This window comes from Planctomycetaceae bacterium (assembly GCA_021371795.1).
In the GTDB taxonomy this organism is placed as follows: domain Bacteria; phylum Planctomycetota; class Phycisphaerae; order Sedimentisphaerales; family UBA12454; genus UBA12454.
This window is the reverse complement of sequence record JAJFVK010000013.1, coordinates 192,830-218,898: the sequence shown is the minus strand read 5'-3', so window position 1 is coordinate 218,898 and position 26,069 is coordinate 192,830. Positions and strand designations below refer to the sequence as shown.

The 26,069-nt window shown below is 43.4% G+C and carries 28 protein-coding genes and 1 tRNA gene; 22 read left to right on the top strand and 7 right to left on the bottom strand.

Annotation, left to right across the window (positions count from 1 at the left end; translation table 11 throughout):
* Nucleotide 1 precedes the first annotated feature (1 nt).
* Complete coding sequence (gene dgt, locus LLF92_06470; protein ID MCE5340757.1) at nt 2–1,093, top strand: dNTP triphosphohydrolase; 1,092 nt, start codon at nt 2–4, stop codon at nt 1,091–1,093.
* Nucleotide 1,094: 1 nt separating this feature from the next.
* Here dgt and LLF92_06465 read toward each other — a convergent pair whose 3' ends face one another.
* The 4 genes from LLF92_06465 to LLF92_06450 are packed head-to-tail and all read right to left on the bottom strand — an operon-like array spanning nt 1,095 to nt 4,072.
* A complete protein-coding gene (locus LLF92_06465) occupies nt 1,095–1,901 on the bottom strand; it encodes a metal ABC transporter permease (protein ID MCE5340756.1) in 807 nt (268 codons plus the stop codon).
* A complete protein-coding gene (locus tag LLF92_06460) occupies nt 1,901–2,665 on the bottom strand; it encodes a metal ABC transporter ATP-binding protein (protein ID MCE5340755.1) in 765 nt (254 codons plus the stop codon). The genes LLF92_06465 and LLF92_06460 overlap by 1 nt, the downstream gene beginning before the upstream one ends.
* Before the next feature lie 4 nt (nt 2,666–2,669).
* On the bottom strand, nt 2,670–3,650 hold the full coding sequence (locus LLF92_06455; protein ID MCE5340754.1) for a zinc ABC transporter substrate-binding protein: 981 nt from the start codon (nt 3,648–3,650) through the stop codon (nt 2,670–2,672).
* A 5-nt stretch (nt 3,651–3,655) separates the two neighbouring features.
* Nucleotides 3,656–4,072 carry a transcriptional repressor gene (locus tag LLF92_06450; protein MCE5340753.1) on the bottom strand — a complete coding sequence of 139 codons (417 nt, stop codon included), beginning with the start codon at nt 4,070–4,072 and terminating at the stop codon, nt 3,656–3,658.
* 120 nt (nt 4,073–4,192) lie between these two features.
* Here LLF92_06450 and LLF92_06445 point away from each other — a divergent pair, with 120 nt between their 5' ends.
* From LLF92_06445 to recO, 11 genes are all read left to right on the top strand, one after another.
* Complete coding sequence (locus LLF92_06445; protein ID MCE5340752.1) at nt 4,193–4,675, top strand: phosphatidylglycerophosphatase A; 483 nt, start codon at nt 4,193–4,195, stop codon at nt 4,673–4,675.
* 33 nt (nt 4,676–4,708) lie between these two features.
* Nucleotides 4,709–5,683, top strand: coding sequence for an undecaprenyl-diphosphate phosphatase (locus LLF92_06440; GenBank protein MCE5340751.1), 975 nt, complete (start codon nt 4,709–4,711; stop codon nt 5,681–5,683).
* 119 nt (nt 5,684–5,802) lie between these two features.
* The gene (locus LLF92_06435; protein MCE5340750.1) at nt 5,803–6,552 is read left to right on the top strand and encodes a hypothetical protein; all 750 of its coding nucleotides are present in this window, start codon (nt 5,803–5,805) and stop codon (nt 6,550–6,552) included.
* A 37-nt stretch (nt 6,553–6,589) separates the two neighbouring features.
* A complete protein-coding gene (locus LLF92_06430) occupies nt 6,590–7,051 on the top strand; it encodes a PH domain-containing protein (GenBank protein MCE5340749.1) in 462 nt (153 codons plus the stop codon).
* Between the two features lie 96 nt (nt 7,052–7,147).
* Nucleotides 7,148–8,425, top strand: a complete 1,278-nt coding sequence (locus LLF92_06425; GenBank protein ID MCE5340748.1) for an adenylosuccinate synthase — start codon at nt 7,148–7,150, stop codon at nt 8,423–8,425.
* Nucleotides 8,426–8,427: 2 nt separating this feature from the next.
* Nucleotides 8,428–9,210 carry an isoprenyl transferase gene (locus LLF92_06420; GenBank protein MCE5340747.1) on the top strand — a complete coding sequence of 261 codons (783 nt, stop codon included), beginning with the start codon at nt 8,428–8,430 and terminating at the stop codon, nt 9,208–9,210.
* Nucleotides 9,211–9,228: 18 nt separating this feature from the next.
* Complete coding sequence (locus LLF92_06415) at nt 9,229–10,095, top strand: phosphatidate cytidylyltransferase (protein MCE5340746.1); 867 nt, start codon at nt 9,229–9,231, stop codon at nt 10,093–10,095.
* A gap of 9 nt (nt 10,096–10,104) precedes the next feature.
* Nucleotides 10,105–11,049, top strand: a complete 945-nt coding sequence (locus tag LLF92_06410) for a PhoH family protein (GenBank protein ID MCE5340745.1) — start codon at nt 10,105–10,107, stop codon at nt 11,047–11,049.
* Complete coding sequence (locus tag LLF92_06405) at nt 11,049–12,614, top strand: HDIG domain-containing protein (GenBank protein ID MCE5340744.1); 1,566 nt, start codon at nt 11,049–11,051, stop codon at nt 12,612–12,614. The genes LLF92_06410 and LLF92_06405 overlap by 1 nt, the downstream gene beginning before the upstream one ends.
* Complete coding sequence (gene ybeY, locus LLF92_06400; GenBank protein ID MCE5340743.1) at nt 12,562–13,080, top strand: rRNA maturation RNase YbeY; 519 nt, start codon at nt 12,562–12,564, stop codon at nt 13,078–13,080. Before LLF92_06405 ends, ybeY begins: the two co-directional genes overlap by 53 nt.
* Nucleotides 13,061–13,816, top strand: a complete 756-nt coding sequence (recO, locus tag LLF92_06395) for a DNA repair protein RecO (GenBank protein ID MCE5340742.1) — start codon at nt 13,061–13,063, stop codon at nt 13,814–13,816. The genes ybeY and recO overlap by 20 nt, the downstream gene beginning before the upstream one ends.
* Before the next feature lie 58 nt (nt 13,817–13,874).
* Here the strand turns inward: recO and efp are convergent, their stop codons facing one another.
* A complete protein-coding gene (efp, locus tag LLF92_06390) occupies nt 13,875–14,432 on the bottom strand; it encodes an elongation factor P (protein ID MCE5340741.1) in 558 nt (185 codons plus the stop codon).
* A 79-nt stretch (nt 14,433–14,511) separates the two neighbouring features.
* Nucleotides 14,512–16,062: a hypothetical protein gene (locus LLF92_06385; protein MCE5340740.1), complete on the bottom strand. Its 1,551-nt coding sequence runs from the start codon at nt 16,060–16,062 to the stop codon at nt 14,512–14,514.
* 69 nt (nt 16,063–16,131) lie between these two features.
* On the opposite strand from LLF92_06385, the gene LLF92_06380 reads away from it, so the two are divergent.
* On the top strand, nt 16,132–16,830 hold the full coding sequence (locus LLF92_06380) for an isoprenylcysteine carboxylmethyltransferase family protein (GenBank protein ID MCE5340739.1): 699 nt from the start codon (nt 16,132–16,134) through the stop codon (nt 16,828–16,830).
* Between the two features lie 42 nt (nt 16,831–16,872).
* On the opposite strand, the gene LLF92_06375 is transcribed toward LLF92_06380, so the two are convergent.
* The gene (locus tag LLF92_06375) at nt 16,873–17,274 is read right to left on the bottom strand and encodes a hypothetical protein (GenBank protein ID MCE5340738.1); all 402 of its coding nucleotides are present in this window, start codon (nt 17,272–17,274) and stop codon (nt 16,873–16,875) included.
* A gap of 240 nt (nt 17,275–17,514) precedes the next feature.
* On the opposite strand from LLF92_06375, the gene LLF92_06370 reads away from it, so the two are divergent.
* The 9 genes from LLF92_06370 (at nt 17,515) to LLF92_06330 (ending at nt 26,058) form a co-directional block, all read left to right on the top strand.
* Complete coding sequence (locus LLF92_06370) at nt 17,515–17,685, top strand: hypothetical protein (GenBank protein MCE5340737.1); 171 nt, start codon at nt 17,515–17,517, stop codon at nt 17,683–17,685.
* A gap of 57 nt (nt 17,686–17,742) precedes the next feature.
* Nucleotides 17,743–19,560, top strand: a complete 1,818-nt coding sequence (locus tag LLF92_06365) for a sodium:solute symporter family protein (protein ID MCE5340736.1) — start codon at nt 17,743–17,745, stop codon at nt 19,558–19,560.
* Nucleotides 19,561–19,612: 52 nt separating this feature from the next.
* On the top strand, nt 19,613–21,172 hold the full coding sequence (locus tag LLF92_06360) for an alginate export family protein (protein MCE5340735.1): 1,560 nt from the start codon (nt 19,613–19,615) through the stop codon (nt 21,170–21,172).
* A 111-nt stretch (nt 21,173–21,283) separates the two neighbouring features.
* Nucleotides 21,284–22,585, top strand: a complete 1,302-nt coding sequence (locus tag LLF92_06355; GenBank protein MCE5340734.1) for a phenylacetate--CoA ligase — start codon at nt 21,284–21,286, stop codon at nt 22,583–22,585.
* Between the two features lie 11 nt (nt 22,586–22,596).
* Nucleotides 22,597–23,028, top strand: a complete 432-nt coding sequence (locus LLF92_06350) for an ACT domain-containing protein (protein MCE5340733.1) — start codon at nt 22,597–22,599, stop codon at nt 23,026–23,028.
* Nucleotides 23,028–24,338, top strand: coding sequence for a phenylacetate--CoA ligase (locus LLF92_06345; GenBank protein ID MCE5340732.1), 1,311 nt, complete (start codon nt 23,028–23,030; stop codon nt 24,336–24,338). Before LLF92_06350 ends, LLF92_06345 begins: the two co-directional genes overlap by 1 nt.
* 12 nt (nt 24,339–24,350) lie before the next feature.
* Nucleotides 24,351–24,785 (top strand): hypothetical protein, encoded by a 435-nt coding sequence (locus tag LLF92_06340; protein MCE5340731.1) that lies wholly within the window; start codon nt 24,351–24,353, stop codon nt 24,783–24,785.
* Between the two features lie 45 nt (nt 24,786–24,830).
* Nucleotides 24,831–24,902: transfer RNA gene (locus tag LLF92_06335), tRNA-Ile, on the top strand.
* Between the two features lie 520 nt (nt 24,903–25,422).
* Nucleotides 25,423–26,058, top strand: a complete 636-nt coding sequence (locus LLF92_06330) for a redox-sensing transcriptional repressor Rex (protein ID MCE5340730.1) — start codon at nt 25,423–25,425, stop codon at nt 26,056–26,058.
* The last annotated feature ends 11 nt before the right edge of the window (nt 26,059–26,069 follow it).

Here is a 26,069-nt window from a genome sequence, read left to right as displayed (position 1 = left end):
TATGTCTGATTCTCTGCAAGCTTATGCAGTAACCGAGGCCAACAGCAAAGGCAGGCAGTTCAAAGAGCCCCAACACGCATATCGCGGAGCATTCGAGCGTGACAGGGACAGAATTATTCACACATCTGCGTTCAGAAGACTTGAGGGCAAAACACAGGTCTTTACAACGCAAATCAATGACCATTATAGAACGCGTTTTACGCATAGTATCGAAGTTTCGCAAATTGGCAGAACTATCGCAAAAGTACTTGGATTGAACGAGGCTCTCACTGAAGCTGTTTGTCTTGCGCACGATTTGGGACACAGCCCGTTCGGCCACAGCGGTGAAGCGGCGTTAAATGAATTGATGAAGGATTTCGGCGGGTTCGAGCATAATTCTCAAACAATGCGAATTGTAGATCAGATTGAAAAGCCATATCTTGATTTTGTCGGCTTAAATTTGATGTACGAAACCAGGCTGTCACTTGCCAAGCATAAAACACATTTCGACAATCCTTTAAGAAGTCAGAAATATCCGGAAATAAATTGTTCGCTGGAAGGGCAAATCTCTGATCTTGCCGACAGAATCGCTTATAACTGCCACGATTTGGAGGACGGCCTTCGCGCAAAAGTTCTGAATTATGAAATGATAAAAAATCTCGACCTCTGCAAAGGGGCAATAGTGAGATGTCAGGCGGAAGCTCACGGAAGCGGTGCAATTAAGTATATGCGAATCGCGAAAGTTATTATCGATATGCTTGTCGGCGATTGCATTGAAACAAGCAAAGCGTTAATCAAAAAAGAAAATATTCAAAACTTACAGCAGGTGCTCGATAGAAGCGATAATCTTATCGCAATCAGCGACGAATCTGAAAAGGGACTTCGTGAACTTGAGATTTTCCTTCTGAAGAATATGTACGAAAATCCGGTTGTCAAAGCAGTTTCATCGCAGGCAAAAGAATGGCTGACAAAAGTCTTCTGCAAATTCCGCGATAACCCGACGCTGATGCCGAAATTTTATCAAAACCTTATTCCTGAATTCGGTCTGGAACGAACAGTGTGCGATTATGTTTCCGGAATGACGGACAGGTATTGTCTAGAGATGATTAAATAAATTAAGCGATTCTTTTATAGATTACCGCCAAAGCGAAAATCACAGCGTTAATCATCACAATCGTTGCACCGGCCGGTATATCGAGGAAAAACGAAAATGTTATGCCGAGCAAAACGGAAATCAGCGAAAAACAGCATGCAATGAAAATCGCGGCACGAAACCCCTTTGCGTTTTGAAGTGCGGCTGCGGCAGGCAAAATCATAAGCGATGATACGAGCATAACGCCGACAACTTTCACAGAAAGCACAACCACAAGAGATGTTAGCAGTGTCAAAACCACACTGATTCGGCTGGTTTTTATGCCGGTGGTTTTTGCGTATTCGACATCGAACGTGGCGGAAAATAAATCCCAGTAATAATAGTAAAGAATCGCCAGTACGACAAGCGAAAGCAGTACGGACAAGACTACTTCACTTGTTCGGATGGAAAGAATATTTCCAAAAAGATAACTAAGAAGGTCAACGTTAAAACCTTTTGAAAGGCTCGCGATAATCACGCCGCCGGAGATGCCGACAGCCGAGACAATGCCGATAGCCGCGTCGCCATAAACTTTCGCCTTTTCAGTGATTTTCAAAATCAAATATGAAGCAGCCATAACAATCGGAACCGCGATATAGTACGGGTATGTGCCGAAAAACAGGCCGATAGCGATTGCGCCGAAACTTACGTGCGAAAGGCCGTCGCTAATCAGCGACATTTTGCGAAGAACCAGAAACATTCCCAACGCCGCACAAGTTACAGCGATGAATGAACCGGCCAGAAAAGCCTTTTGAATGAATGCGTATTGTAAAAAGTTTATTATTTCCATTAATTTGTGCTCTTATGATCATGCTGGTGACAGATTATATGCTGATAATGTTCGCCGAAGAACTGACGCATATCATCCGACTTGCAAAATTCTCGGAAATTGCCAAAGTAAACAATTTTTTTGTCGAGGTAGAGCATCTTCTGTGCGTATTTTCCTACGAAACCGGCATCGTGCGTAATCAATAATATCGCAATGCCATCCTGCTTGTTTAAATTTTTGATAAGCTCAAAAAAAGATTCTCTCGAATCCGGGTCGAGCGCTGTCGAAGGCTCATCGAAAATCAGCAGTTGCGGGTTGGAAACAAGACAGCGTGCCAAAAGGACTTTTTGCTGCTGACCGCCGGAAAGCTCACTTAGCATTCTTCCTTTTAAGTCAGTTATTTTTAATTTTTCGACTATTTCATTGACCTTTGTTTTGTCTTCACCGGTAATACTTTTCGGATTTTTCTTTTGCGATAACAAACCAAGCTCTATTACTTCTTCAACGGTTGCCGGGAAAAGCGGATTGATTGTCGAAGACTGCTGCGGCAGATAGCCGAGTTTGCCCCAATCGGCGAATCTTTTTGCCGGCGTATCGAATAATTCTATGTCTCCTGAATTTAGCGATACCAGGCCGAAAATAGATTTTACAAGCGTTGTCTTGCCAGCGCCGTTCGGGCCGACAAGTGCGATAAAATCGCCCGGTTCGATTGCAAACGAAACATCCTTCAATGCTTCGTGAGCATTGTAAGAGATTGAGACATCATTAATTTTTATGATTGCCATTTTTTTATTTACATTCCAATCCTGTTTTCAAATTTTGCAGGTTTTCAGCCATTATATCAATGAATGAAACATTATTTTCCAAATCTTTTCTGCTGACATTATGGCCGGCGTTGAGCAGGAGCATTTTTGTACCGGTTTCATTAGTCAAAGTTTCCGCGATTTTCGGGCTTGTCAGCTCTTCATAAAAAACATAATGAACGTTCTCTTTTTTGATTTGTTCGATAAGTGTGATGATGTCCTGTGCGGTTGGTTCTGAATCCGGCGAAAGTCCCTGTGCGGCGAGATATTGTAAGCCGTATCGATTCGCCAGATAGCCGAAAGCATAATGGCCGCCGAAAATAACTGTCCTGCTTTTGCAGCCGGAAAGTTGTGTTTTGTAGGAATTATCAAGTTGAGTAAGTTTCGTTTTATAATCTTCGGCATTGCTTTTGTAAAAATCAGTATTCGCGGAGTCAGCTTTGCAAAGAGCGTTTGTGATATTGTCGATAATTATTTTGTCATTATCAAAATCAAGCCAGATGTGCGGGTCCATACCTTCATGTTCATTATGTACGTGTTGTTCATGGTGCTCAGCTTCTTCGTTTTGTTCGTGATGGTGTTCGTGTTTTTGTGCCGCCGGTATCAGACTTATATCTGTGCTTGCAACAACAACGATAAGTTTATTGTTCGAAATTCCGCTCAAAATTTCGTGTGCCCATGGCTCCATAAATTCGCCGGTGAAAATGAAAATATCAGCATTGCTGATTTTCGCGATATCGCCGGGGGTTGGTTCAAATGAGTGAGGCTCAACGCCGGGCGGCAGTAATAGCGAGACATTAACCTTATCGCCGCCGATTGTTTTCGCGAAATCGTATAACGGGAACAGCGTTGTAACAATTGTGATTTTACCGTCATCCCGCTGAAGCTTGCGGCTGGATTTTACTGCTGTGAAAAGTCCAGCCATAATTATTAATATAACAAGTATTGTGAATATGATTTTTTTCATAGTTATTATTTCCGGCAGTTTCTGCAAAGGCCGTAGAACTCTACAGAGTGGTTTGTAATCGTAAATTCATGATTTTTTTCAAGCAGTTTTTCTTCTTTGACCAGATGATTGCCCATAATTACTTTCTTGATGGCGTTGCAGCCGGTGCAGACCAGATGATGGTGATGGTCGGTCGGCAGTTCGAAATAATCTTTTTGCGCGATGATATTTTTATTAATAATACTGTTTTGCACCAGAAACATTAGTTCGCGGTACATTGTTGACCTGTCCGGCTGGATTCTGCGGGCTTTGAGTTTTGACAGAAGGTCAGACGTTGAAAGCAGGCAAGGCGACTGAATCAGGATTTCAATAATCGCTTTGCGGACTTTTGTCAGGCGTTTGCCTTTGGATTTTATAGTTTTGTGAATATCTTCGATATTCATAGTCCTGTCTCGTATTGCAACAATGTTGCAATAATAATAGCTTTTAAACAGGCGTAAGTCAATCAATTTTCGGAAGTTTTTTTAGTTTTAATTTAATTTTTAAGGATTATACTACTCTTTATGAAAATGAAAAATATGGTACTTTCCTGTTTTGGCATAGGGTTTATACCTGTGATGCCCGGCACATTCGGCAGTTTGCTGATGCTGGCGGCGTTTCTGGCTGTTCATTATTTTTGGCCGATACAGATGATCTCGATTGTTTTTCTTCTGGCGGCTATCGTAATATCAAGTGTCTTATGTGTGTTTTTTGCCAAACATTTCGGCCGAAAAGACCCCGGCTGGGTGGTGATAGATGAATTCGCCGGCCAGGCAGTCGCGTTATTCCCAGCGGCTGTAACCAGTGGTAAAGTTTTACCGCCTGCGATAGCGGCGTTTATACTTTTCAGAATTTTTGATATTTGGAAGCCTTCGCCTGTTCGCGAAATGGAGCAGCTTAACGGAGGTTTGGGTATTCTTGCGGACGATTTGGTTGCCGGCGTAATGGCAGGGACGGTTGTCTGCATTGTTACCTACCTTGCAAGATTCGTTGTAATGGGCAGTTGATTTTTTTTACATTTCCATTTTTCTTGAGCAATTATGAAACGACACAAGTTAATCTTTACACTCCTGTTTGTTTTTAGTATTTCATTTTTTATTTTCGCGGCAAACGGGGACGTGAACGATGTTCAGCAGCAGTCGGACGTTCAGAAAATATCTGTTGTTCACGCCGCGATATTAGGAATAGTAGAAGGCCTGACGGAATATCTGCCTGTTTCTTCGACCGGGCATCTTATTCTTGCCGGCCATTTTATGGGATTGACGCATTTTAGCGACCATATTGGGCCGTTTGGGCGAGTTTTAGATAAAGATAAAATGGAAGCGATTAATTCTTTTAACATTGTTATACAGTCTGGAGCGATTCTGGCGGTGGTCGGACTCTATCGCAGAAGGGTTGTTGATATTTGTACAGGATTGCTGGGGAGGAATCGTGATGGTTTAAAATTGTTTTTCCTTTTGCTGGTTGCGTTTTTGCCATCCGCAATAATAGGCTTGCCGCTGCACAAAGTTATCGAGCAGCAGCTTTTTGCTCCTGTTCCTGTCGCTTACGGTTTGGCTGTCGGCGGTGTGATAATGATTATCGTTGAGTGTATGGGGTTCAGAAAAAAACGATTGTCTGTAATTGGAATTGTAAATATCTCTTATTGGCAGGCGGCAATCATAGGTATCGCTCAAGTTCTGGCGATGTGGCCGGGAACTTCAAGAAGTATGATTACGATTGTAGCAGCGGTACTGGTCGGACTGGATATGGTTACGGCCGCGGAATTCAGTTTTCTTCTGGCGCTTCCGACTCTTTTGGGGGCAACATTTATATCCTGTCTGGAAGATTGGGCGGTTCTTACACAGGTTGTTGGGTTTGATGGTATGGCGGTGGGGCTGCTTTTCAGTATGATTTTCGCCATTCTGGCAATAAAAGGATTTGTAAAATGGCTCACCAACCACGGCCTTACCCCATTCGGCATCTACAGGATTATCGCCGCAATATTGGTGTTTTGGTTGTTGACCGCAAAATAATACCTTTCAGGTATGTTTTCGGTCGTGTTTTATATGCCCGCAGTGGAGAAATTTATTTGTTTTTATCACACCTTTATGAGATAATGCTTTCGTAACTGGTTTTTGGAGCAGGACATTCTATGTCGATAAGCTATAATTCGTTTTGCGACGATTTTTATGTAGATATGTATATAAACACCCGTTTCGATTTGCCTTCGGACAGGGATATTCTGCTGTCTTTTTTTGAGCGTATCAAAAAGCAATATTCCCCGATGACAATTCTCAACAGGGATGGAAGCGAATACAGTTTGGAAGAGTCGAGCCAGTCTGAACTGAATCGCTGGGCAAGTGTCGATTCCGACAGGCTTGGCGCAGGCTGTGCAAATCCGACGACTTTTCAGGAAGCATTGGATCTGCCGAAGTTTGTAATAGGTTTGGTTCCTTATATGCTCGGCGTCCGCAGTCTTGATATTGAATCCATCGATTTGACTTTCGGTATGGATTTCGATTATGCCGGCAATCATAATGATATTATCGCTGAAGCATTGTTCGGCGGTTCGGCTTTTTCGAGAGTGTTCGATGTTCCCGGGCCGGGGCCGATTAATCTTTCGCCTTCAATTATAATCGCACTCAATGAAGACTGCTCGACAAGGGCAAGGCTTGCCATCGAGTCGCGAACTGAAGAGTCTGAAATCCGCGGCGGTAAATTCGATTCGGATAAGCCTATAAGTCTGTTTTTGACAATCAGACAATATCCGCAGGCTGGGCAGGAATTTGAAATGGATAAAATGTTCGATAAAATTTGCGGTATTGCGGTTGAATATATGGATGAAAAGGTTGTGCCGAATATTGTTATGCCTTTGACGAATGCTATCGCACATCGGAGATAAAAATAAATAGGAAAATGGATTTTTACGGAGGTTAAAAATGGCTGTTGTTGCGCCACTCGCCAAGTACAAAAAGACAAACTATAAAATCTGGTTTATGATTCTGTTTATTGCGGGTGTCTGGTTTCTTTACGATGGTAAATACAATCAGAAATTAATCGCGAAACACACGAAGGATGGAAAGGCTGACCCTACACTTGTTTTCCATCGCAAAGCTCCGCCATATATGATTGGTGCTGCTTGTTTGGTGGCAATATACGCGTATTCGATGAGAAATAAGAGGATTGTCGCCGCCGACGAAAAGCTTATTCTTAGCGATATCGAAGAAATACCGTATAAGTCAATCGAGAGCATTAATAAAACCGATTATGACGCAAAGGGAACTTTTATTATAACGTATAAAGGTAAAGACGGCAAAGTTGCCGAGAAGAAAATAAGCAACAAAAGCTGGGACAATATGGACGAAGTTTTGGAAGTCCTTGTGTCCCAAATAACAGGCTAAAATATGATTGAAAAATGAAGATTGTAGATTGAAAATTTACAATCTTCTTCAAAAAATCTTCAATCTTCTATCTTCAATATTCAATAAGGATAAAATATGAACATTTGTGTCGTAGGATTACAATGGGGCGATGAAGGTAAGGGCAAAGTCGTTGATATACTTGCCGAGAAGAACGATATTGTTGTCCGTTACGGTGGCGGCGCTAACGCAGGACATACAGTTGTTATCGGCGATACAAAATTTGCGCTTCATCTTCTTCCGAGTGGTGCGATACGGCCAAATACTGTTTGTGTTATAGCCAACGGCGTTGTTGTTGACCCGGAAATTTTGCTGGCTGAAATTGATTCGCTGGCTCAAAGAGGCATAACTCTCGACGGCAGGTTTTTTATAAGTGAGAACGCACACGTTGTTCTCGATTATCACAAGGCAGAAGACGGGCTTCGTGAAGAATCTCTTGGTAAGGATAAAATCGGAACAACTGTTCGTGGAATCGGCCCGTGTTATTCGGATAAAGTCGGCAGAAGTTACGCAATCAGAATGGCTGATTTGCTCGAGATTGATAAATTAAAAGATAAACTCGAAAATATCGTTGCATACAAAAATAAGATTTTTGGTGCGTTATATAATGCGGCACCGATGAATGTGGGCGAAATTTACGAAAAATGCAAAGTGTATTCGCAAAGACTTTCAAAGTACGTCTGTGATACAACGGCTTATCTGCACGAGCAAATCGAAGCGAAGAAGAATTTGCTTTTCGAAGGCGCACAGGGCGCTTTGCTTGACCTTGACCATGGTACATTTCCTTACGTAACAAGCTCAAATGCCAGCTCTCTCGGCGTAGGGCCGGGCTGCGGCGTGCCGGTGCAGATGATTGATAATTTCATTGGTGTTGTGAAGGCATATACGACACGCGTTGGCGCAGGGCCGTTTCCGTCAGAGCTTGAAAACGAAACAGGACAGTATATTCGCGACAAAGGCCATGAATACGGCACAACGACCGGCAGGCCGAGAAGATGCGGATGGTTCGATGCGATGGTTGTCAAATACGCTGCGAAAATCGGCGGTATAAATGAAATCGCGATGATGCACCTCGATACGCTGGCGGGTCTTGATGAAGTGAAGATTTGCACAGGCTATACAATCGACGGTAAACCGGTAAAAATGTTCCCGTCGAATATAGACAGGCTTGCGAAAGTGAAATGCGTTTACAGAACTATAAAAGGTTTTGGTCAGGATTTGAGCCAGGTTGACAGTTTTGAAAAACTTCCGGAACAGGCACGTCAATATGTCAAAGCAGTGGAAGAAGCGGTTGGACTTCCTGTTAATATCATTGGCGTTGGGCCTTCGAGAAAACAAACGATATTCAGGAAGTAAAAGTGCCTAACGGAATTCCCTCAATTGAGACAAATCGTATAGCTGCCGCCAAACGGCTCGGCATTGAAGTAGCTCAATTTCCAAAACATATCGCAGTTATTATGGATGGCAACGGCAGATGGGCGACCAATCGCGGGCTTCCGCGGTTTCAGGGACATCGCCAGGGGGCAAGGACTGTCGAGAAAATTGTCGATTACTGCGTTGATATAGGAGTCGAATGTCTGACTCTTTATTCTTTCAGTATGCAAAACTGGAAGAGGCCGAAACTGGAAGTTGCGTTTTTAATGCAGCTTTATATACGTTATCTTGTTGGAATACGCAAAACGCTCAAAGAACACAATGTTCGGCTTGTGCATCTTGGCAGAACGGAAAAACTTCCGCCAAAACTTGTTCGAGAACTTCATAAGACAATCGAGATTACATCAGAGTATTCGGGTATGGTTCTTGCTCTTGCGCTAAATTACGGCGGCAGAGAAGAAATTATCGACGCGGCAAAAAAAATTGCACAGGACTGTATGAATGGCACGATTACTGTTGACCAGATTGACGAGATGCTTGTCAACGACAGTCTTTATACTGCCGGGCTGCCTGACCCTGATTTGCTGATACGCACATCGAGCGAAAAACGAATCAGCAATTTTCTTCTTTGGCAGATTTCTTACGCCGAGTTTTATATTACTGATACCCTCTGGCCGGATTTTATGCCTGAAGATATTGACAAAGCGATACTTGAATATTCCAAACGCGCACGCAGACTGGGTGATATTAAGCCGGGACTGGTATAAATTTTAAGGGAAAAATTTGTGCTCAAATACAGACTGATATTCGGAACATTGATGACGATATTTTTTGTTGGTTTGATATTGCTCGACGGCTATCTCGACGGCAGTTTGAGTGCGCAAAAAAACGATTTGCCTGTTCAAGGCTCAATACTTTTAATATTCCTGGTTCTTGTCGCGGTGCCGGCAAATATTGAACTCGGCAAACTCATCGGCTCAAGTGGCGCGAAAATTTTTCTGCCTATTACCATTACCTCAAGCATTCTGCTTGCAGGCGGATGGTATCTTGCTCAATTTTTCGAGGAAGACAGCATCAGGTTCGCGGCAATCTATTTTATTTCAGTGTTCAGTTTGAGTACTCTTGCGATTTTTTTATGGCAGGGAATGAGGTATGCCGCTGTCGGGGCGTTCGCAAATATCGGAGGTAATTTGCTTGCGATTTGCTATCTTGGCGCTTTGACAAGTTTTGTTATGAAACTGCGAATCGACTTTGGGCCGTTTGCGTTCCTGATGTTTATTTTTGTCGTAAAGTTCTGCGATATAGGAGCTTACACAGTTGGCCGGATTTGCGGCAAACACAAATTTTCACCGATTATCAGCCCGAAAAAGACCTGGGAAGGTATGGGCGGCGGGGTGTTATTTTCGGTAATTGCGGCCTCGATATTTGCCAAAGTTTTTGATATAATGCCGATATTGCCGGCTGTTCTATTCGGCGCGGTGTTTGCCTTTGTCGGGCAGCTTGGCGATTTGGCCGAGTCGATGCTCAAGCGAGCGGCCGAGACTAAAGATTCGGCGGCATTCGTGCCGGGTTTCGGCGGCGTGCTGGATGTCATCGATTCACCGCTGGCAGCAGGTGTTTTAGCGTATTTATATTTTTTATTTGTTATATAAGGCAGCAAATTGGAATTAACAGTACAATTGTTTTCTAAAAAGCGGCTCGAAATTTTCGGGCCCGCAGATGAGCATTTAAGAATAGTTCGCGCACGATGCGGCGTTAATATTACGGCACGCGATGACGCGGTTGTGATAGTCGGACAGGAAGAAGCGGTCAGAAAAGCGGAGCAGGTTGTCGAATTGATGCAGAAACATTTGGGCAGGTTCGGCAAACTCGACGCTAACGATGTTGTCGGATTAATCAGCAAAGTAGAAGTGAGCATCGAGCCGGATGAAGGGTTTGGTGTCTCGGTGTTCTCGCCCAAGAAGATGATAAAGCCTTTTACGCGGGGACAGCGAAGATATATTGAGGCGATGCTGAATTTCGATTTGACTTTTTGTACGGGGCCTGCGGGAACGGGAAAAACTTATCTTGCGGTCGCTGTCGCGGTGTCAATGCTGAAGAGAAAACAAATTCGTAAGATTGTACTTGCCCGGCCTGCGGTTGAAGCGGGTGAAAAGCTCGGGTTTTTGCCGGGCGATATAGAAGCAAAAGTAAATCCGTATCTGCGGCCGTTGTTTGACAGTCTTGAAGATATGATGGATTTTGCGCAGATGCGAAAACTTGCGGATATGGATATAATCGAAGTTATTCCGCTGGCTTTTATGCGGGGCAGAACGCTCAATGAGGCGTGTATCATCTGCGATGAGGCGCAGAATACATCGCCGACGCAGATGCTTATGTTTCTGACGCGTATGGGCAGAGGCTCGAAAATGATTATCACCGGCGATATTACGCAAACGGATTTGGATCGCGGGCAGAAAAGCGGTATGCTCGACGCGATGGAGACGCTTGCGGGCACTAACGGTATTTCGTTAATTGGGCTTGACGATACGGATATTGTAAGGCACAATTTAGTGCAGAATATCGTCCAGGCGTACGAAGCAAAGAAAAAGAGAAAATCGCAATAATGGGATTTTTTAAAAAAAATTTGAGTCCGAGGCGAAAGCAGCTTCGTGAAGCTATCGCAGCCGACAAGTTTGCGAAGCTGGTTAGTTTTGTCAACAGCGGGCTTTTGCTTGAAGTCGCGATACTTCTGGTTTTTGCCATCATGTCCAGTTTTCTTTTAAGCATCAATCTGACTCACAGTGCATTTAATTATCGTCCCGTCCATCAGGTAATCTCAATTGTTATTTTAGTCGCGGCCATTTGCTGTTCGAGCGGTTTATATATTTATCGTTATAATTCCCTACTTTTGAAAAGTCCGTTGCGATCTACTGCGATTGTTTGCCTGTTTTTAATCTTGCTTGTCCTGACAAAATTAAGCGCACTTTTTCCGGGCAGTCTTTATATAACTGTCGCGGTTGCGGTAGGCGGATCGATAGTTTTGGCCATTGTTTATGAACAGCGTTTTGCGCTGGCGATGAGTATTACATATTCTATGCTTGCCTGCCTTGCGTCCGGCCATGAAACAGATTTCAGTTTATTTTTGACTATGGTGGCAGGTGCTGTAACGAGCAGTTTTTTGCTTCGTGAAGTAAGAACGAGAATTAAAATTCTTGAAGTCGGAGTTTTTGCAGGCAGTGCGGTTTTTTTAATAAGTTTTGTAACGGATCTTTTTGAGGTCGGTTTTAATCGTCATATTTTCGCTGATGCCGGCTGGGTAATGATAGCGGTTATCTGCGTTGCGGTGGTTATACAGGCATTTCTGCCTTTAATCGAAAAGGTTTTTAGAATCGCGACGAGTATGACGCTGCTTGATTACAGCGACGCCAATCAACCTCTGCTGAAAAAACTCGCGATGGATGCGCCGGGCACATACAGTCATAGTTTGCTGATTGGTTCGATTTCAGAAGCGGCAGCGGAATCAATTGGTGCTAATGGGCTCTTGTGCAGAGTAGGCGCGTATTATCACGACATCGGCAAAATCGGCAAGCCAAGATATTTTATTGAAAATCAGATGGGCAGCGCCAGCAAGCACGACCAGCTTTCGCCGGCGATGAGCCAGTTGATTATTTCCGGCCATATAAAAGACGGAATGGAACTTGCCGAAGAGTACGGATTGCCGGCGGTTATTCGGCAGTTTATTGAAACGCATCACGGCACGACACTAATAGAATATTTTTATGTCGAGGCCCGCAAAAAAGCCGGCGACGATATTCCGCCTGCCGAATCAGAGTTCAGATATTCCGGCCCTCGTCCGCAGTCAAAGGAAGCGGCGATTGTAATGCTTGCGGATTCTGTTGAAGGCGCTGTGAGGGCGCAAACGGAAATTACGCCGACAAAGATTGAAACCATTGTGCATAATATGGCGATTAAACGACTGCAGGACGGTCAATTCGATGAATGTGAACTGACACTGAAAGAGCTAAGCAAAATCGAGGAAACGATCTCCAAGAGCCTTGCGGCTCATTATCATGGCAGAGTAGCGTATCCGACATTCGGCGGAAAACCGCATCATCAAACCGCGACGGAAGAACAACATGAGCAGGAAGAGTCAGAACAAAAGCAAGAGCAAGAGAATGAAAATGCCTGAAAAAAGCGTCAAGCCTTCCGGCATAAAAGTCAACATTTTCAAACAAGGCAAGTCAATCCCTTTCAGAAAAGCCGGAGTTGTTGAGCTTGTCCAAAAAACATCACATAAATTCGGCCTGCGAAAGGCGCTGATAAATATTGAAATCGCAAACGATAAACGTATTGTCGAAGTAAATAAAGAATTCCTGAAAAAAAGCAGCGTTACGGACGTGATAAGTTTTGATGTCTCCGACGCGGGCGATAAAATTTTCGATATAATTGTAAACGCTCAATTGGCACAGCGGCAGGCAAAGCTTCGCGGGCATTCATTTGAAGCAGAGCTTGTGCTTTATATTCTGCACGGCCTGCTTCATCAACTGGGGTTCGATGATTTGACGGTTCGCAAGGCCGCGAAAATGCACAAAACGGAAGACCAGATTCTTCAGGAATTCGGTTTCGGAGCGGTATATGGAACTTATAAAAGATAAGGGCATTTGTATCCGCTCGACGGATTATTCCGAAAGTTCGCAGATTCTTACTTTCTTCACTTACGCAGGCGGGAAAGTTTCTGTCATCGCAAAAGGCACGCGAAGAACAACAAAAACTTCCTTTTCGGGAGCGATTGAAATTTGTTCTGCGGGCGATATGGTTTACTCGATTAGAGATGGGGATAAACTTGGTACGCTTACAGAGTTTAATCCGACATTTTTCAGTACAGGCATTCGCAAAAAATTACTTGCGCTTAATTGCAGTTTTTTCGCAGCGGAACTTCTAAATCTTTTCACACGTGAACACGACCCGCATCCTGAACTTTTCGAGGAAGCGATGACGTTTCTGAAAAAACTCGATGAAAATCCAGATAGCAAAGTGCCGATGTTTCTTATGGCGTTTCAATTTGACCTGCTGACCTATACCGGTTCTATGCCGACAACTGATATGTGCGTAAACTGCAAACGCAAATTCAATACAGGCTCAAAACAATATTATTTCAGCGTGGCCGGCGGCGGATTTGTATGCAGAGATTGTGAGTCGGCCTTTGCCGATAAAAAATTGATAACACTGGAAACTGCAGTTTGTCTTAATAATCCTGAAAAATGTGCGGATGTAAAACCAGCGGCCTTAATTCAGGCAGAAGAATTAATGATTGAGTACATTACTTATGTTCTCGAAAAAAGACCGAGAACCGTACAGATGATTTTGCAGTTGATAAGAACTATTAAATGATTTCTCCGCTTCGTCCCGCGAACGCGGAACTCCGGTCGCAATGACGTTGTAACGTTTACTATTTTGCTCTTGTTAAATACGAGCCATCTTCAGTGCTGACACGAATAATTTCGCCAACCTCAATAAACGGCGGTACGCGAGTATGCAGGCCTGTTTCCAGTTCGGCGTCTTTCAATTGATTAGTAGCGGTTGCGCCTTTGGGCTGCGGTGCAGTGTCCACAACTTTCAACTCGACAACGTTCGGCAGTTCAAGCGAAACTACAATTTCATTGTGGAGAAGAGCGGTAACACTTGTATCAGGCTTCAGGAATTTAACCACGTCTTCAACCATTTCGAGCGGAACAGTGAATTGGTCATACGAAATATTATCCATTAGTACCAGGCCGGTCTGGTCGGAATACAAATATTGCATTTCACGTCTGTCGAGAAATGCCTGCTCAAGGTCTTCGGTTGAGCGGAGACGCTTTTCAAACATAACGCCGTCTTTAACGCCGCGAAGCTTAGCCTGTACGAATGCACGCAGATTGCCCGGCGTAACATGTACCGATTTAGCACAAATACAAAGTTTACCGTCCATCACGACGCCCATTCCGGGCCTTAATTCACTTGCTTTCACTGTAATTTCCTGAATTTAACCAAATTTAAAGATGGGGGAATATACTCTTTTTGGTATCCAAAAGTCAAGAAAATTTTGATTATTGATACCACTGGTTGATAATCCGGTTGAAATCTTTGAAGTTTATTATGCCATCGTTTTCCAAGTCCGCGCCGCGGCATCTAAAGTTCAGCCAATCGCAGGTTTTGAGCCATTCTTCAGCGACAATTTGCAAATCGTCGAAATCCACCCGACAATCGCCGGTTAAATCCGCTGTTGGTCTTGGATTGCTTTCGCTTCCGCATGCATATTGGCATTTTCTGCTTTGCCAGTCATCCGCAAAAATCGCATAATCGCCCGAATTTACTCTGCCGTCTTTGTCGATGTCGGTACCCTGACAAAAACCGTTGATGTTATTGCAATCCGCTCTAAGCCAATTTTGACTTAAAATTGATAAATCATTTATGTCAACAATGCAGTCTATTTTCAAATCCGTGTACCTGCACACTGGCAGAGAATAAGTGGAATTGACATCGAAACCCAGCAAGCCTCTTTGCGTATCGATTACTATATGGTCAAACGGTGTTGAGCTCATATCCAATTCCGCCGAATTCGTATCCATTGAGGAGCAGGTAAAATTATCACCAAATACCCCATCAAGAATAATAAATTCGCCGCTATCCTCATCGAGAATGCCAATGTCATGCACGCAGACTCGCGCGTTTAGATAAACGAGATTAAAACCGTTAAGCGTCGGAACAGACAATCTGCCCAGCGTAAAGCCCGGCAGGGTTGCTCCTCCGCCGATACCGGCTATCTCAACATAAAAAGCTGCCGGTACTACCGGCTCGCCATCGGCATCGACCAGTCCAAGACTCATTCCCTGCAAAACCGAGATGATACTTACTTGTCCGCCGGTATCGAATAGAAAGCTGCCTGTAGAACTGACACCATTATACTCGACAGTGATATTATCTATCACAGGATTATACGCCATCGCAGGCAAAGGCAGGATGTTTTCGGGATTTGACGGATTGATATATTTTTCAAAACGCAGAGCGACCTGAAAATCGGTTGCAGGAATATTTGCGTCATTCGAGTCCTTTATATCCGCGGAGGTAGAAAACCTGTCACCTTCAAAATCTTTTACCGGAGTAATAATTGCCGTTTTTCCTGCCATTATAGGAATTCCAAGAACATCTATCGGAGATTCGGAATCCTCAACGCTGACCTGAAATCTCCACGGGCCGGTAAGACGATAAATATCCGGATTTTCAATGTCCTCGCTGTCGAAGTCGGCTGTTCCGATATATAAAGATTCGGACACATCGAAGAATTCATCACCTGCAACTCCCGTATCGACAAACACCGCATTTGCGTCAGTTGTAATCCTCATAAGATCTACGGTCAAACGCGACATTAATATCCCCGAAGCGCCCGTATCCAGATAACCGTAATTAGGCAGAAACTCATCTTCGTACAGAAGCGGCGGCTCTTCCGGTGCGTGTTTAAACAGAAAATATATTAATGGTATGTCCCACGATGCTTCGTACGTACCGTCAATTTCAAAATCGCTGCAATCAGCAGCGACGCTGCCGACTGAAATTGTGAGGAAAAAATTCAAAACAAGATATTTAACTGTCTGATACATATTCCGCCGTCAGTTATTATAACATATTTGCTGGACTTTTTTCCGATTTTTTTTATAATATTTTGCAAGATGGGAAATTTACAAAACAGAGAGATTTCGACACAATCCTTGTTGTTCAAAACTCTAATCACGTTTTTGACTACCATTGCGATGATTTTTATTTTCGCGGGGAGGATTACGTATTGGCAGGGCTGGGTGTTTGCTGTGTTTTACAGTGTGGTTGCGATTCTGACGACCGGTCAATATATCTATAGAAAAGACCTTGTAAGTGAACGTCTTAATCCGGGGCCGGGTGTTAAATCGTGGGACAGAATAATTTTCAGGATTTTTACTTTACTGTGTATGGCCGTAATTGCTCTTTCGTCTCTTGACGCTGGTCGATTCGGCTGGTCGTCGAATTTTCCGGTAATTGTTTATGTGATTAGTAATGCGGTGATGTATATTTCGTATTCGTTTATTATCTGGGCGATGTTCACAAATAATTTTTTCTCCAGCAGAGTGCGCATTCAAACCGACAGGGGGCAATATGTTGTGCAGCAGTGGCCTTATAGCTTTGTTCGACATCCCGGCTATTTGGGTGTTCTGTTTTGGCTGCCGAGTCAGGCTTTGACTCTCGGCTCGCTTTGGGGACTGATTCCGGCAGGTCTGGCGGTGATTACAATTATTGTCAGGACATATCTCGAGGACAAAATGCTGCGAAATGAATTGGCGGGGTATATTGAGTACACGCAGAAAGTGCGTTACCGTTTGATTCCAAGAATCTGGTAAAATTATTTACCCCAATTGAGTTTGTCTTTTCTGGGCGAAATCTCACTCATTTTTTGCCTCTTTTCTTAGGAACCAAATTCCCAAACCTGTAACAAGACAGAATGCGGTGTCGACATAAAAGGGGACCGGTTCGAGTTTCAATTTTAAACCATATACAAGCAGAATTAATCCTTCGCAAATAAGAAAAATACTAATCAATGGAACAGCAGGGCAGAAGCGTTTGGGGTTCAAGCCGACGATGAAAATGAAAATGCCAATAGCAGTAAAAGCCCCCGCTGTCATTCGCAGCCAGTAATTCAGCATCGGGTCTTGAGGTAATTCGGTTAGTCCTAAACCTTTTAATTGAAATACGGCTGATTGCCATGGAAGGAAAATTCCAAAGATACTGATTGCCCAACCAAAGGCCGCACAAAAAAGAAATACTTGTAATAGTTTCACTCTCATAAAAGAATTGTATCTTTATGAAATCTCAAATTCAACAGGTTTTCTCTGATTTAGAAAGGTCTGTCATTTCAAAAAATGTCTTTAAAAACCGCGTTTTCAGTGCCAAAAACGCAGTTGAAACGTTTTGTTATTAAATCGTTAAAAAAAGTACAGATTTTAGTGTTAAATAACCGACAATCTAATATTATGTTGACCATTTGTTACGATGTTGGTTGATATGTTTTTTTTATGGAGACTGATATGTTAGGGATACAGGATAAATGGGTTTCATTAGTTTTCGTTTTATGTATCTTGAGTGCGGTGTTGTGTGTGGTGTATGGCATTTTTGCCTGGAACAAGGGCGCTACGGAAATCAAAGCTGAAGACAAACACTGGGCAGCCGAAGAAGACAAAGTTGAAGAAAAACTTTGATATCAGTATTGCAAATCGCATTTCACATCTGAATAAATAATCATGGAGATTTAAATTATGAATCTGGAATTGGCGAATACGGTTGGGGTTGGTTCAATATTGGCAGTTGTAGTTTACTTGCTTGTTGTCGTGTATCTCGGATGGCTCGGCTATCGGGGTACAAAAAGCGCAACGGATTATCTTGTTGCCGGCAGGAAAGCGCATCCGGTCATTATGGCGTTGAGCTACGGCGCGACGTTTATTTCAACTTCGGCGATTGTCGGTTTCGGCGGCGCTGCGGGTTTATTCGGTTTCAGCGTTTTATGGCTGACATTTTTAAACATATTTGTCGGCATCTTTATAGCGTTCGTGTTTATCGGCGGCCCGGCAAGAAGAATGGGACACGCACTCGACGCTCACACGTTTCCGGAACTTTTGGGCAGAAGGTTTGACAGTAAATTCATTCAGGTTTTCGCGGGAGTTTTAATCTTTGTATTTATGCCGTTGTATTCTTCGGCGGTTTTGATTGGCGGCAGTGAGTTTTTATCTACGCAGCTTGGCATTGATTATAATGTTGCATTGCTGGTTTTCAGTGTTATTACGGCTGCTTATGTGATTATGGGCGGACTTAAAGGCGTAATGTACACAGATGCTCTTCAGGGCGCGATTATGTTTATCGGGATGGGCATTTTGCTTGTCTGGACATACATAAAACTCGGAGGCATGACAGCGGGTCATCAGGCTCTTACAGATATGGCTTCACTTGTGCCGGGCAAACTTAGAGAAATTGGGCATCAGGGCTGGACGGCGATGCCGTTGTTTGGCTTCGGCGATAAGAAATATGATTTGTGGTGGACGGTTATATCTACGATAACGATGGGCGTTGGTATTGGTGTGCTGGCGCAGCCGCAGTTGGTCGTTCGGTTTATGACGGTAAAAAGCAAAAGGGAATTGAACAGAGCTGTACCAGTTGGCGGCGTTTTTATTCTTTTGATGACAGGCGTTGCTTTTATTGTGGGGTCTTTGTCCAATGCCTATTTCAATAAATACGGTGCAGACATCAGCGGACGCGTTGTAAAAGTATTGGACGCTGAAAAGAATATGGCTGTAATTCAGGTGATGAATAAAGACCAAAGCGGTGCCTGGCTTGATGTCGAGGGTAAATTGGCTCCTGTCAGACTGACAGGTGAAACTGCCGGTGCGATAATAATCGAAAGTAAGGATGTCGCTGTTCTCAAAGGCAAAAGCATCTCGGTTGTGTATGCAGGCGGCAACGTAGGGCAAATTATACCGCTGTATGTAACGTCTGCGATGCCGAAATGGTTTGGTGTTATCTTTTTGCTGACGCTGCTGTCTGCGGCTATGAGTACGCTTTCGAGCCAGTTTCATACGATGGGCACGGGGATAGGCAGAGATGTTTACGAACAGCTTAATCCCAAGCACGCCGGCGGAACGATGGGCATCACAAGGTGCGGTATAGTATTGGGAATTGTGATAGCGGTAGTGTTGAGCTACTTTGCTCAAAAAAGCCCGATTATTATCGCCAGGGCGACAGCTATTTTCTTCGGATTATGCGCGTCAACCTTTTTGCCAGCACTGTTAGGCGGGTTATTCTTCAAGCGTATGACGAAAGCGGCTGCTATCGCTTCGATGATAACAGGCTTTGTGGCAACATCATTTTGGCTGATTTTCGTAAAGGCACAGGAAGCGGGAGACATTGGAATTGTTCAGAAATTTACTGACGGCAAAACCAGTATTCTTTCGGGTTTCCCTAACTGGCCGGTGGTTGACCCGCTGATTGTTGCGCTGCCAATATCGATTCTTGTGGCAATTATTATTGCTTTTATGACGAAAACGCCGAAAAAAGAATTATTGGATAAATGCTTTTCTAAATAAAATAAACGATTTCAGATGAAATATTCAAGAGCCTGTTTTTACGGAGAAAAACATGAAGAAAAGATTGACACTTTTAGCGGTTCTTATCACGGCGACATTTCTCGTTTCAATTGTAAAAGCCGAATCATTATTTTCAACGCCCAACACTCCGCCTAAGTCTGCGACGCCCGCACCAACGGCATCTCCGGCACCTGCGGCAGCAACTGCACCTGCTGCTTCAACGGCTGCTGTTGCGACAGAAACAGCGTCTTCGGCGAACAAGTCCGGCTTTGATAAGTTCAGAGATTGGTTCCATAATCCGACTCCATGGTTAAGTATGGGAGCAGATGTGAGATGGCGTTATGTTTACTCTCCGAATATTGATAGTCTCAATAACGATGCGCAAAGGACATATCATTATACTCGAAATAGATTCAGGATGTGGACAAAGACAAAACTTTCTGATGATGTTGATTTCAATATCAGGTGGACATGGGAGTTTAGAAACTGGGACGAACCTGATAATAAAGACAAGAATTTTCAATATGAAGAAATCATGTGGGATCATTTCAACCTGACGGTGCGTAATCTGTTCGATTTGCCTTTGACAATGGTTGCTGGTCGGCAGGATATTGTTCTCGGTAAAGGCTGGCTGATAGCCGAAGGCACTCCTCTCGATGGTTCGAGAACCGGATTTTTTGATGCTCTGCGATTTACTTATGAAATACCCAACAGAGATACAACACTTGATATGATTTATGTCTTTAACAGAGCGGACGAAGATGCCTGGCTAAGACCTTTTCACGATATAAACAAACATACAACCGAGCAGGATGAGCAGGGTGTAATATTGTATTTGACCGACAAGTCTAATCCAAACCTGCAAAAAGAAGCTTACTTCATCTATAGAAATGATAATCCTGTTGACGCAAGGCCTCGCGATTTTTCTGCCAACTGGAGCAGGAAAGCTGAAATATACACTATCGGCGGTGCATTGAGCGGCCCAATGTTTGGCAGTGAACATTGGAAATTCAGATCTGAAGGCGCTGTGCAATTTGGCGAAAAAGAAGGTACTGTAAACTCTGCAACCCATACTTTATCGGGCAATCAAGAAAGAATGCAGGCGTTTGGTACTGTCCACAGGATTGATTATCATTTCAACGACCCCAAGAAAAATGTTCTGCACGGTACATTTGAATATCTTTCCGGCGATGATCCAGACAATGGCAAGGATACGGCTTTTGACCCAATGTGGGGCGAATGGCCGCAATGGAGCGAACTTTATATCTATTCCTATATCAACGAAACTATGATCGCCGAGACGACAAACCTCTACAGGCTGAATTTCGGACACAGTATGAATTTGACGGAAAATGTTACAATGAGTACTGATTATCATCTGCTCTGGGCGGATGAAAATACAGAAAAGAACAGGCCGCATGCCAACTCAATCGCATTTTCAAATTCAGGAAAATTCAGAGGACAGTTGGCAACGTGGTGGCTCAAGTATCAATTAACAAAAAATTTAAAAGGACACTTTGTTGTAGAATATTTCGTGCCGGGAAACTACTATAGCCAAGGCAGTAGAGATCCGGCCCTGTGGACAAGAGTAAACATTGAATATACATTCTAATGCTGATTGCTATGCACTTCCAAGCCCGGTATTTTTGCCGGGCTTTTTTTATTGAATAAATCATAAAATTTGGTACAATATGGTTTTAGGTTTAAGCAGAAGGCTATAGCGATGATTTGGAATGAAGCGTTCGAATGTATGCAGCTTGCGGAAATTAAGCGGCTGCAATCGGAAAGACTTAAAAAATTAGCAGCATTGGTTTACAGCAAGTGCAAGGTCTATAAAGACAAATTTGACAGAGCGGGGATAACACCGGACGATATTCGTTCGATTGACGATATAAAAAGACTTCCGTTTACTACAAAAATCGATATGCGCGACAACTATCCTTATGGTTTGTTCAGCGCAGACCAGAAGGATGTTAAGGAAATTCACGTCTCAAGCGGCACGACAGGCAATCCAACTCTTGTCGGTTATACAAAAGACGATCTTGCTCTTTGGGGCGAGGTTATGGCTCGCTGTTTGGCCTGTGCGGGAGCCGAGCCGGGTGATACAGTGCAAAACGCTTACGGTTATGGTTTATTTACCGGCGGCTTGGGCGTTCATTATGGCGCTTTGACGCTTGGGTGCAGAATTATTCCGATGTCTTCCGGAAACACCGCTCGGCAGTTGAAGATTATGCAGGATTTTAAGCCCAAACTGATTACCTGTACACCAAGTTACGCTTTATATATGGCTGAAGAGGCCAAGGAATTGGGCATCGACCCGACGAAGGGTAACTGGAAAGTCGGCGTATTCGGCGCAGAGCCGTGGAGCGAAAAAATGCGTGGCGAAATCGAAGCCGCGTGGAATATGCTCGCTACGGATGTTTATGGTCTTTCGGAAATTATCGGGCCGGGTGTTGCGCAGGAATGTCCGCACAAAAATGGTCTGCACGTTTTCAGTGATGTATTTTATCCTGAAATTATAAATGCCGATACTGGCGAACCTGTCGCCGAAGGTGAAGATGGCGAATTAGTTATTACAACACTGACAAAGCAGGCGATTCCGCTGATTAGATACAGAACCAGAGATGTTGTAAGTATGACTTACGAAAAATGCAAATGCGGCAGAACATCTCCTCGCATCAGCAAGATTAAAGGCAGAACCGATGATATGATTGTTGTTCGCGGCATAAATGTATTTCCATCTCAAATTGAACACGTTCTGCTTGGTATTGACGGGACATCTCCGAATTATCAAATTGTAGTTGACCGTCAGCAGCATCAGCTTGATGAAGTTGAAGTGCTTGTGGAAGTTGACAGTAAGACGTTCAGCGATGAAGTGAAAAAGCTTGAAGAGCTGAAACGAAAAATCCATAAGGAAATCAGTGCTGTATTGTCAATTAGTGCAAAAGTTACGCTCGTCGAACCCAAAACTATCGAAAGAAGTATGGGCAAGGCAAAAAGAGTTATTGATAAACGCCAAATGTAAAAGGGTGTATTATGAAAATAAAACAGATATCTATATTTTTGGAAAACCGCAAAGGAAGACTCTACGATGTTTGTTCTTTGCTGGGTAAAAAAGATGTGAACATTCGCGCGCTGAATGTGGCGGAAACAGAATCTTTCGGCATTCTGCGAATTGTGGTAAATAATCCGGACGTCGCGGTTGAAGTTTTAAAGGATGCCGGCATCGTCGCGAGAATCACCGATGTTATCGCGGTAGAAGTGGAAGACAAGCCCGGCGGTTTGGCGGACATTTTGAAAGTGCTTGCGGATGAAGATGTAAATATTGAGTATATGTATGGCTTTATGGAAAAATCTTCGGATAAGGCGCTGATGGTTTTCCGCTTTGATGATGTTGATAAAGCGGCGCAAATCCTTAAAAAGCATAATATTAAAATCGTTGGAGCCCAGGGGGTAAGAGAGCTTTGATGGAAATAAAATTTTGGAACAAAGAAGTAGAAACAGCAACCAGAGACAGAATCAAACAGATTCAGCTTGAGAGGCTTAAGAATATAATCGCAGCGGCTTTAAAGACGCCGTTTTATTCAAAACGTCTTCCTGCGGTTGGTATCAAATCGCCGGATGATGTGAAAAGTCTTGACGACCTTCGCCGAATTCCTTTTACAATGAAAGACGACCTGCGTCAAAGTTATCCCAAAGGCCTGCTCGCAGTCGATACAAGCGAAGTTGTCAGAATTCACACGTCAAGCGGCACTACCGGAATTCCGACTGTGATTTATCTTACAGCTAAAGACCTTGACAACGCCACAGACCTGGTGGCAAGGAGTATAACTTGTACCGGCGCGGATAAAACTGATGTTCTGCAAAATATGATGAGCTACGGGCTGTTTACCGGCGGATTGTGTATGCATTACGGAGCCGAGCGGGTCGGTATGATGGTTATTCCAGCCGCCAGCGGCAATACGAAAAGACAAGTACAGTTAATGAAGGATTTTAAAACCACTGTACTTCACGTTACGCCAAGTTATTTGCTGCACATTCATTCCAAGCTTGCTGAATTTGGAATCGCACGCAGCGATTTGGCTTTGAGAAAAGCATTCATCGGAGCAGAACCGCATTCAGAAAACACACGCAAAAAACTCGAAGAGCTTTACGGTATTGATGCTTATAATTCCTACGGCTTGAGCGAAATGAACGGGCCGGGCATTGCGTTTGAGTGTCAGTATAAATGTGATTTACATTTTTGGGAAGATTCCTACATAGTTGAAATTATAAATCCCAAGACAGGTGAACTTGTTAAGGACGGCGAGCAGGGCGAAGTTGTATTGACAAATCTGATTCGAACCGCGATGCCGCTGATGCGTTATCGAACTCGTGACCTTGCATATCTGCATACCGAACCGTGTAAATGCGGCAGAACCCATCGCAGGATGTCTCGAATTTTGGGCCGGTCGGATGATATGCTGATTATCAACGGCGTTAATGTGTTCCCATCGCAGATTGAAGAAGTGATAATGAAGATTCCGGAAGTAGGAACGAATTATTTAATTCTTGTTGAGAAACATGGCGCTCTTGACAGACTGGTTGTGAAAGTTGAATTATATCCCAAGATGTTCCTTGGCGAAGCGAAACAAATAGAGGCATTGAAATCTAAAATTGGCGATGATTTAAAAGCTTCAATAACAATTAAACCGGCAATTGAACTGCACGAACAAGGCTCATTACCCATTTCGGAAGGGAAAGCAGTTCGCGTAGTAGATACTCGTGAGAAATTGTAAAGGAGTACCAATATGGCAAAACAACTTCATATTTTTGTAGAGAACAGGCCGGGCAGGCTTGAAGTGATAACTGAAAACCTTCAGAAAGCGGGCATTGATATAAAAGCTTTCGCTATTCAGGACCGAACAGATTACGGCCTGATGAAATTGATTGTTGACAAGCCGCAGGAGGCGTATTTGTCTTTGGCAGATTTGGGGTGTGCCTGTGCGTTAAAAGATGTATTGGCGGTTTCTGTGCCAGACAAGCCGGGCAATTTGCATAAATTGCTAAGTGCGCTTTCAAAGAGCAATATTAATATAATTGACGCTCATGGTTTTGTTTTGCAGCCGAGCCAGATGGGTATTTGTGTCTTGGAAATTGAGAACTATGCGCAGAGTAATGCCGATGAGGTTGTTGCAAAAGCCGGTTTTGAGGTTCTGAATGACAGTCAGCTTTATAATCTTTAGTCTTGCAAAAATGTCCGTCAGATTGTAAACTCGCACAACTCTTTAGGGCTTGTAGCTCAGCGGTAGAGCAGTGGACTCATAATCCATTGGTCCAAGGTTCGAATCCTTGCAGGCCCAATAATATAAGTCATTTATAAATAATCGCTTATTGTCTTTAATCTCATTTCTTAAATCTCAATATATATCATAAAAACATCTCCCAGCGTCCAGAAAACGTCCAGTTTTTTTATATGAGCAGTCAAAAGACAGTCTAATGCTGGTTGATAACGTACAATATTCTTCGCACATTATTATCGGGCGTTTTTAATATGTGCAACTCGTAGTTAAAAGAAAAGCTGTGAACTGATTGAGTACCTGACTTTTTCCATTTTTACCGATTTTTGATACTGAACTTTCAAGACCTGAATCAACTCTTCTTTTGCATGTGTACTAATTTTATTGCCCCTCGTATACCTCCTGGTTTTTGGTAACATTTTAATGAGGCAACGACGAAATTTCAGTAACAAAAACTATGAGTCAACGCGCATGCAATATTTCAGCAGGAAATTGATATAAAAATTAATAAAAAAAAACTTGACTTTTTGGTAAATGTGTTGTAACTTGTTAAAAGATTAACGCTGTCAAAAATTAAACGAATATGGCACCTAAAAAAACAATAGAACGTATAAGCTTATACCGACGCATAGTCGGTAATTTGCTAAATAGCGGCAAAAAACAGGCGTTTTCGCACGAAATAGCGAAATTGGCCGGTGTTAAAAGCTCGCAGATTAGACATGATTTTATGTTTATAGGCACCAATGGGCGGGCTAATGCCGGTTATGACCTCAAAGAGTTAATGGGGCATATTGAAGACTTTCTGACCGGCGGCGAAGCGGATAATTTCTGCATTGTGGGGGTTGGAAATCTGGGCAGGGCGGTATTGGCGTTTTTTCACGCACGTCACAATAATGTCGTTATAAAGGCGGCATTTGATAAGGACCCTGCACTTCAGAATAAAGTGATTCACGGCTGTCGGTGCTATTCAATTGACAGAGCTAATGAGATTATCCAAAGCGAAGGGATTAGTCTTGGTATTATATCCGTTCCGGCAGAACAGGCGCAGGCAGTGGCGCAGATTCTTCTTGAAGCGGGTATTAAAGGAATTGTAAATTTCGCACCTGTTCCGCTGAAGCTGCGGCAGGGTGTGTTTGTGGAAAATGTAGATTTAACAATGTATCTCGAAAAGGCGGCGTTTTTCACAAGGAACATAATACCTGTGAAATCGCCAGCATAGTAATGTAAATA

Coding starts and splice junctions, on each gene's coding strand:
- dgt (MCE5340757.1), top strand. CDS start 2: ATGTCTGATTCTCTGCAAGCTTATGCAGTAACCGAGGCCAACAGCAAA.
- LLF92_06465 (MCE5340756.1), bottom strand. CDS start 1,901: ATGGAAATAATAAACTTTTTACAATACGCATTCATTCAAAAGGCTTTT.
- LLF92_06460 (MCE5340755.1), bottom strand. CDS start 2,665: ATGGCAATCATAAAAATTAATGATGTCTCAATCTCTTACAATGCTCAC.
- LLF92_06455 (MCE5340754.1), bottom strand. CDS start 3,650: ATGAAAAAAATCATATTCACAATACTTGTTATATTAATAATTATGGCT.
- LLF92_06450 (MCE5340753.1), bottom strand. CDS start 4,072: ATGAATATCGAAGATATTCACAAAACTATAAAATCCAAAGGCAAACGC.
- LLF92_06445 (MCE5340752.1), top strand. CDS start 4,193: ATGAAAATGAAAAATATGGTACTTTCCTGTTTTGGCATAGGGTTTATA.
- LLF92_06440 (MCE5340751.1), top strand. CDS start 4,709: ATGAAACGACACAAGTTAATCTTTACACTCCTGTTTGTTTTTAGTATT.
- LLF92_06435 (MCE5340750.1), top strand. CDS start 5,803: ATGTCGATAAGCTATAATTCGTTTTGCGACGATTTTTATGTAGATATG.
- LLF92_06430 (MCE5340749.1), top strand. CDS start 6,590: ATGGCTGTTGTTGCGCCACTCGCCAAGTACAAAAAGACAAACTATAAA.
- LLF92_06425 (MCE5340748.1), top strand. CDS start 7,148: ATGAACATTTGTGTCGTAGGATTACAATGGGGCGATGAAGGTAAGGGC.
- LLF92_06405 (MCE5340744.1), top strand. CDS start 11,049: ATGGGATTTTTTAAAAAAAATTTGAGTCCGAGGCGAAAGCAGCTTCGT.
- ybeY (MCE5340743.1), top strand. CDS start 12,562: ATGAGCAGGAAGAGTCAGAACAAAAGCAAGAGCAAGAGAATGAAAATG.
- recO (MCE5340742.1), top strand. CDS start 13,061: ATGGAACTTATAAAAGATAAGGGCATTTGTATCCGCTCGACGGATTAT.
- LLF92_06385 (MCE5340740.1), bottom strand. CDS start 16,062: ATGTATCAGACAGTTAAATATCTTGTTTTGAATTTTTTCCTCACAATT.
- LLF92_06380 (MCE5340739.1), top strand. CDS start 16,132: ATGGGAAATTTACAAAACAGAGAGATTTCGACACAATCCTTGTTGTTC.
- LLF92_06375 (MCE5340738.1), bottom strand. CDS start 17,274: ATGAGAGTGAAACTATTACAAGTATTTCTTTTTTGTGCGGCCTTTGGT.
- LLF92_06370 (MCE5340737.1), top strand. CDS start 17,515: ATGTTAGGGATACAGGATAAATGGGTTTCATTAGTTTTCGTTTTATGT.
- LLF92_06365 (MCE5340736.1), top strand. CDS start 17,743: ATGAATCTGGAATTGGCGAATACGGTTGGGGTTGGTTCAATATTGGCA.
- LLF92_06360 (MCE5340735.1), top strand. CDS start 19,613: ATGAAGAAAAGATTGACACTTTTAGCGGTTCTTATCACGGCGACATTT.
- LLF92_06355 (MCE5340734.1), top strand. CDS start 21,284: ATGATTTGGAATGAAGCGTTCGAATGTATGCAGCTTGCGGAAATTAAG.
- LLF92_06350 (MCE5340733.1), top strand. CDS start 22,597: ATGAAAATAAAACAGATATCTATATTTTTGGAAAACCGCAAAGGAAGA.
- LLF92_06345 (MCE5340732.1), top strand. CDS start 23,028: ATGGAAATAAAATTTTGGAACAAAGAAGTAGAAACAGCAACCAGAGAC.
- LLF92_06340 (MCE5340731.1), top strand. CDS start 24,351: ATGGCAAAACAACTTCATATTTTTGTAGAGAACAGGCCGGGCAGGCTT.
- LLF92_06330 (MCE5340730.1), top strand. CDS start 25,423: ATGGCACCTAAAAAAACAATAGAACGTATAAGCTTATACCGACGCATA.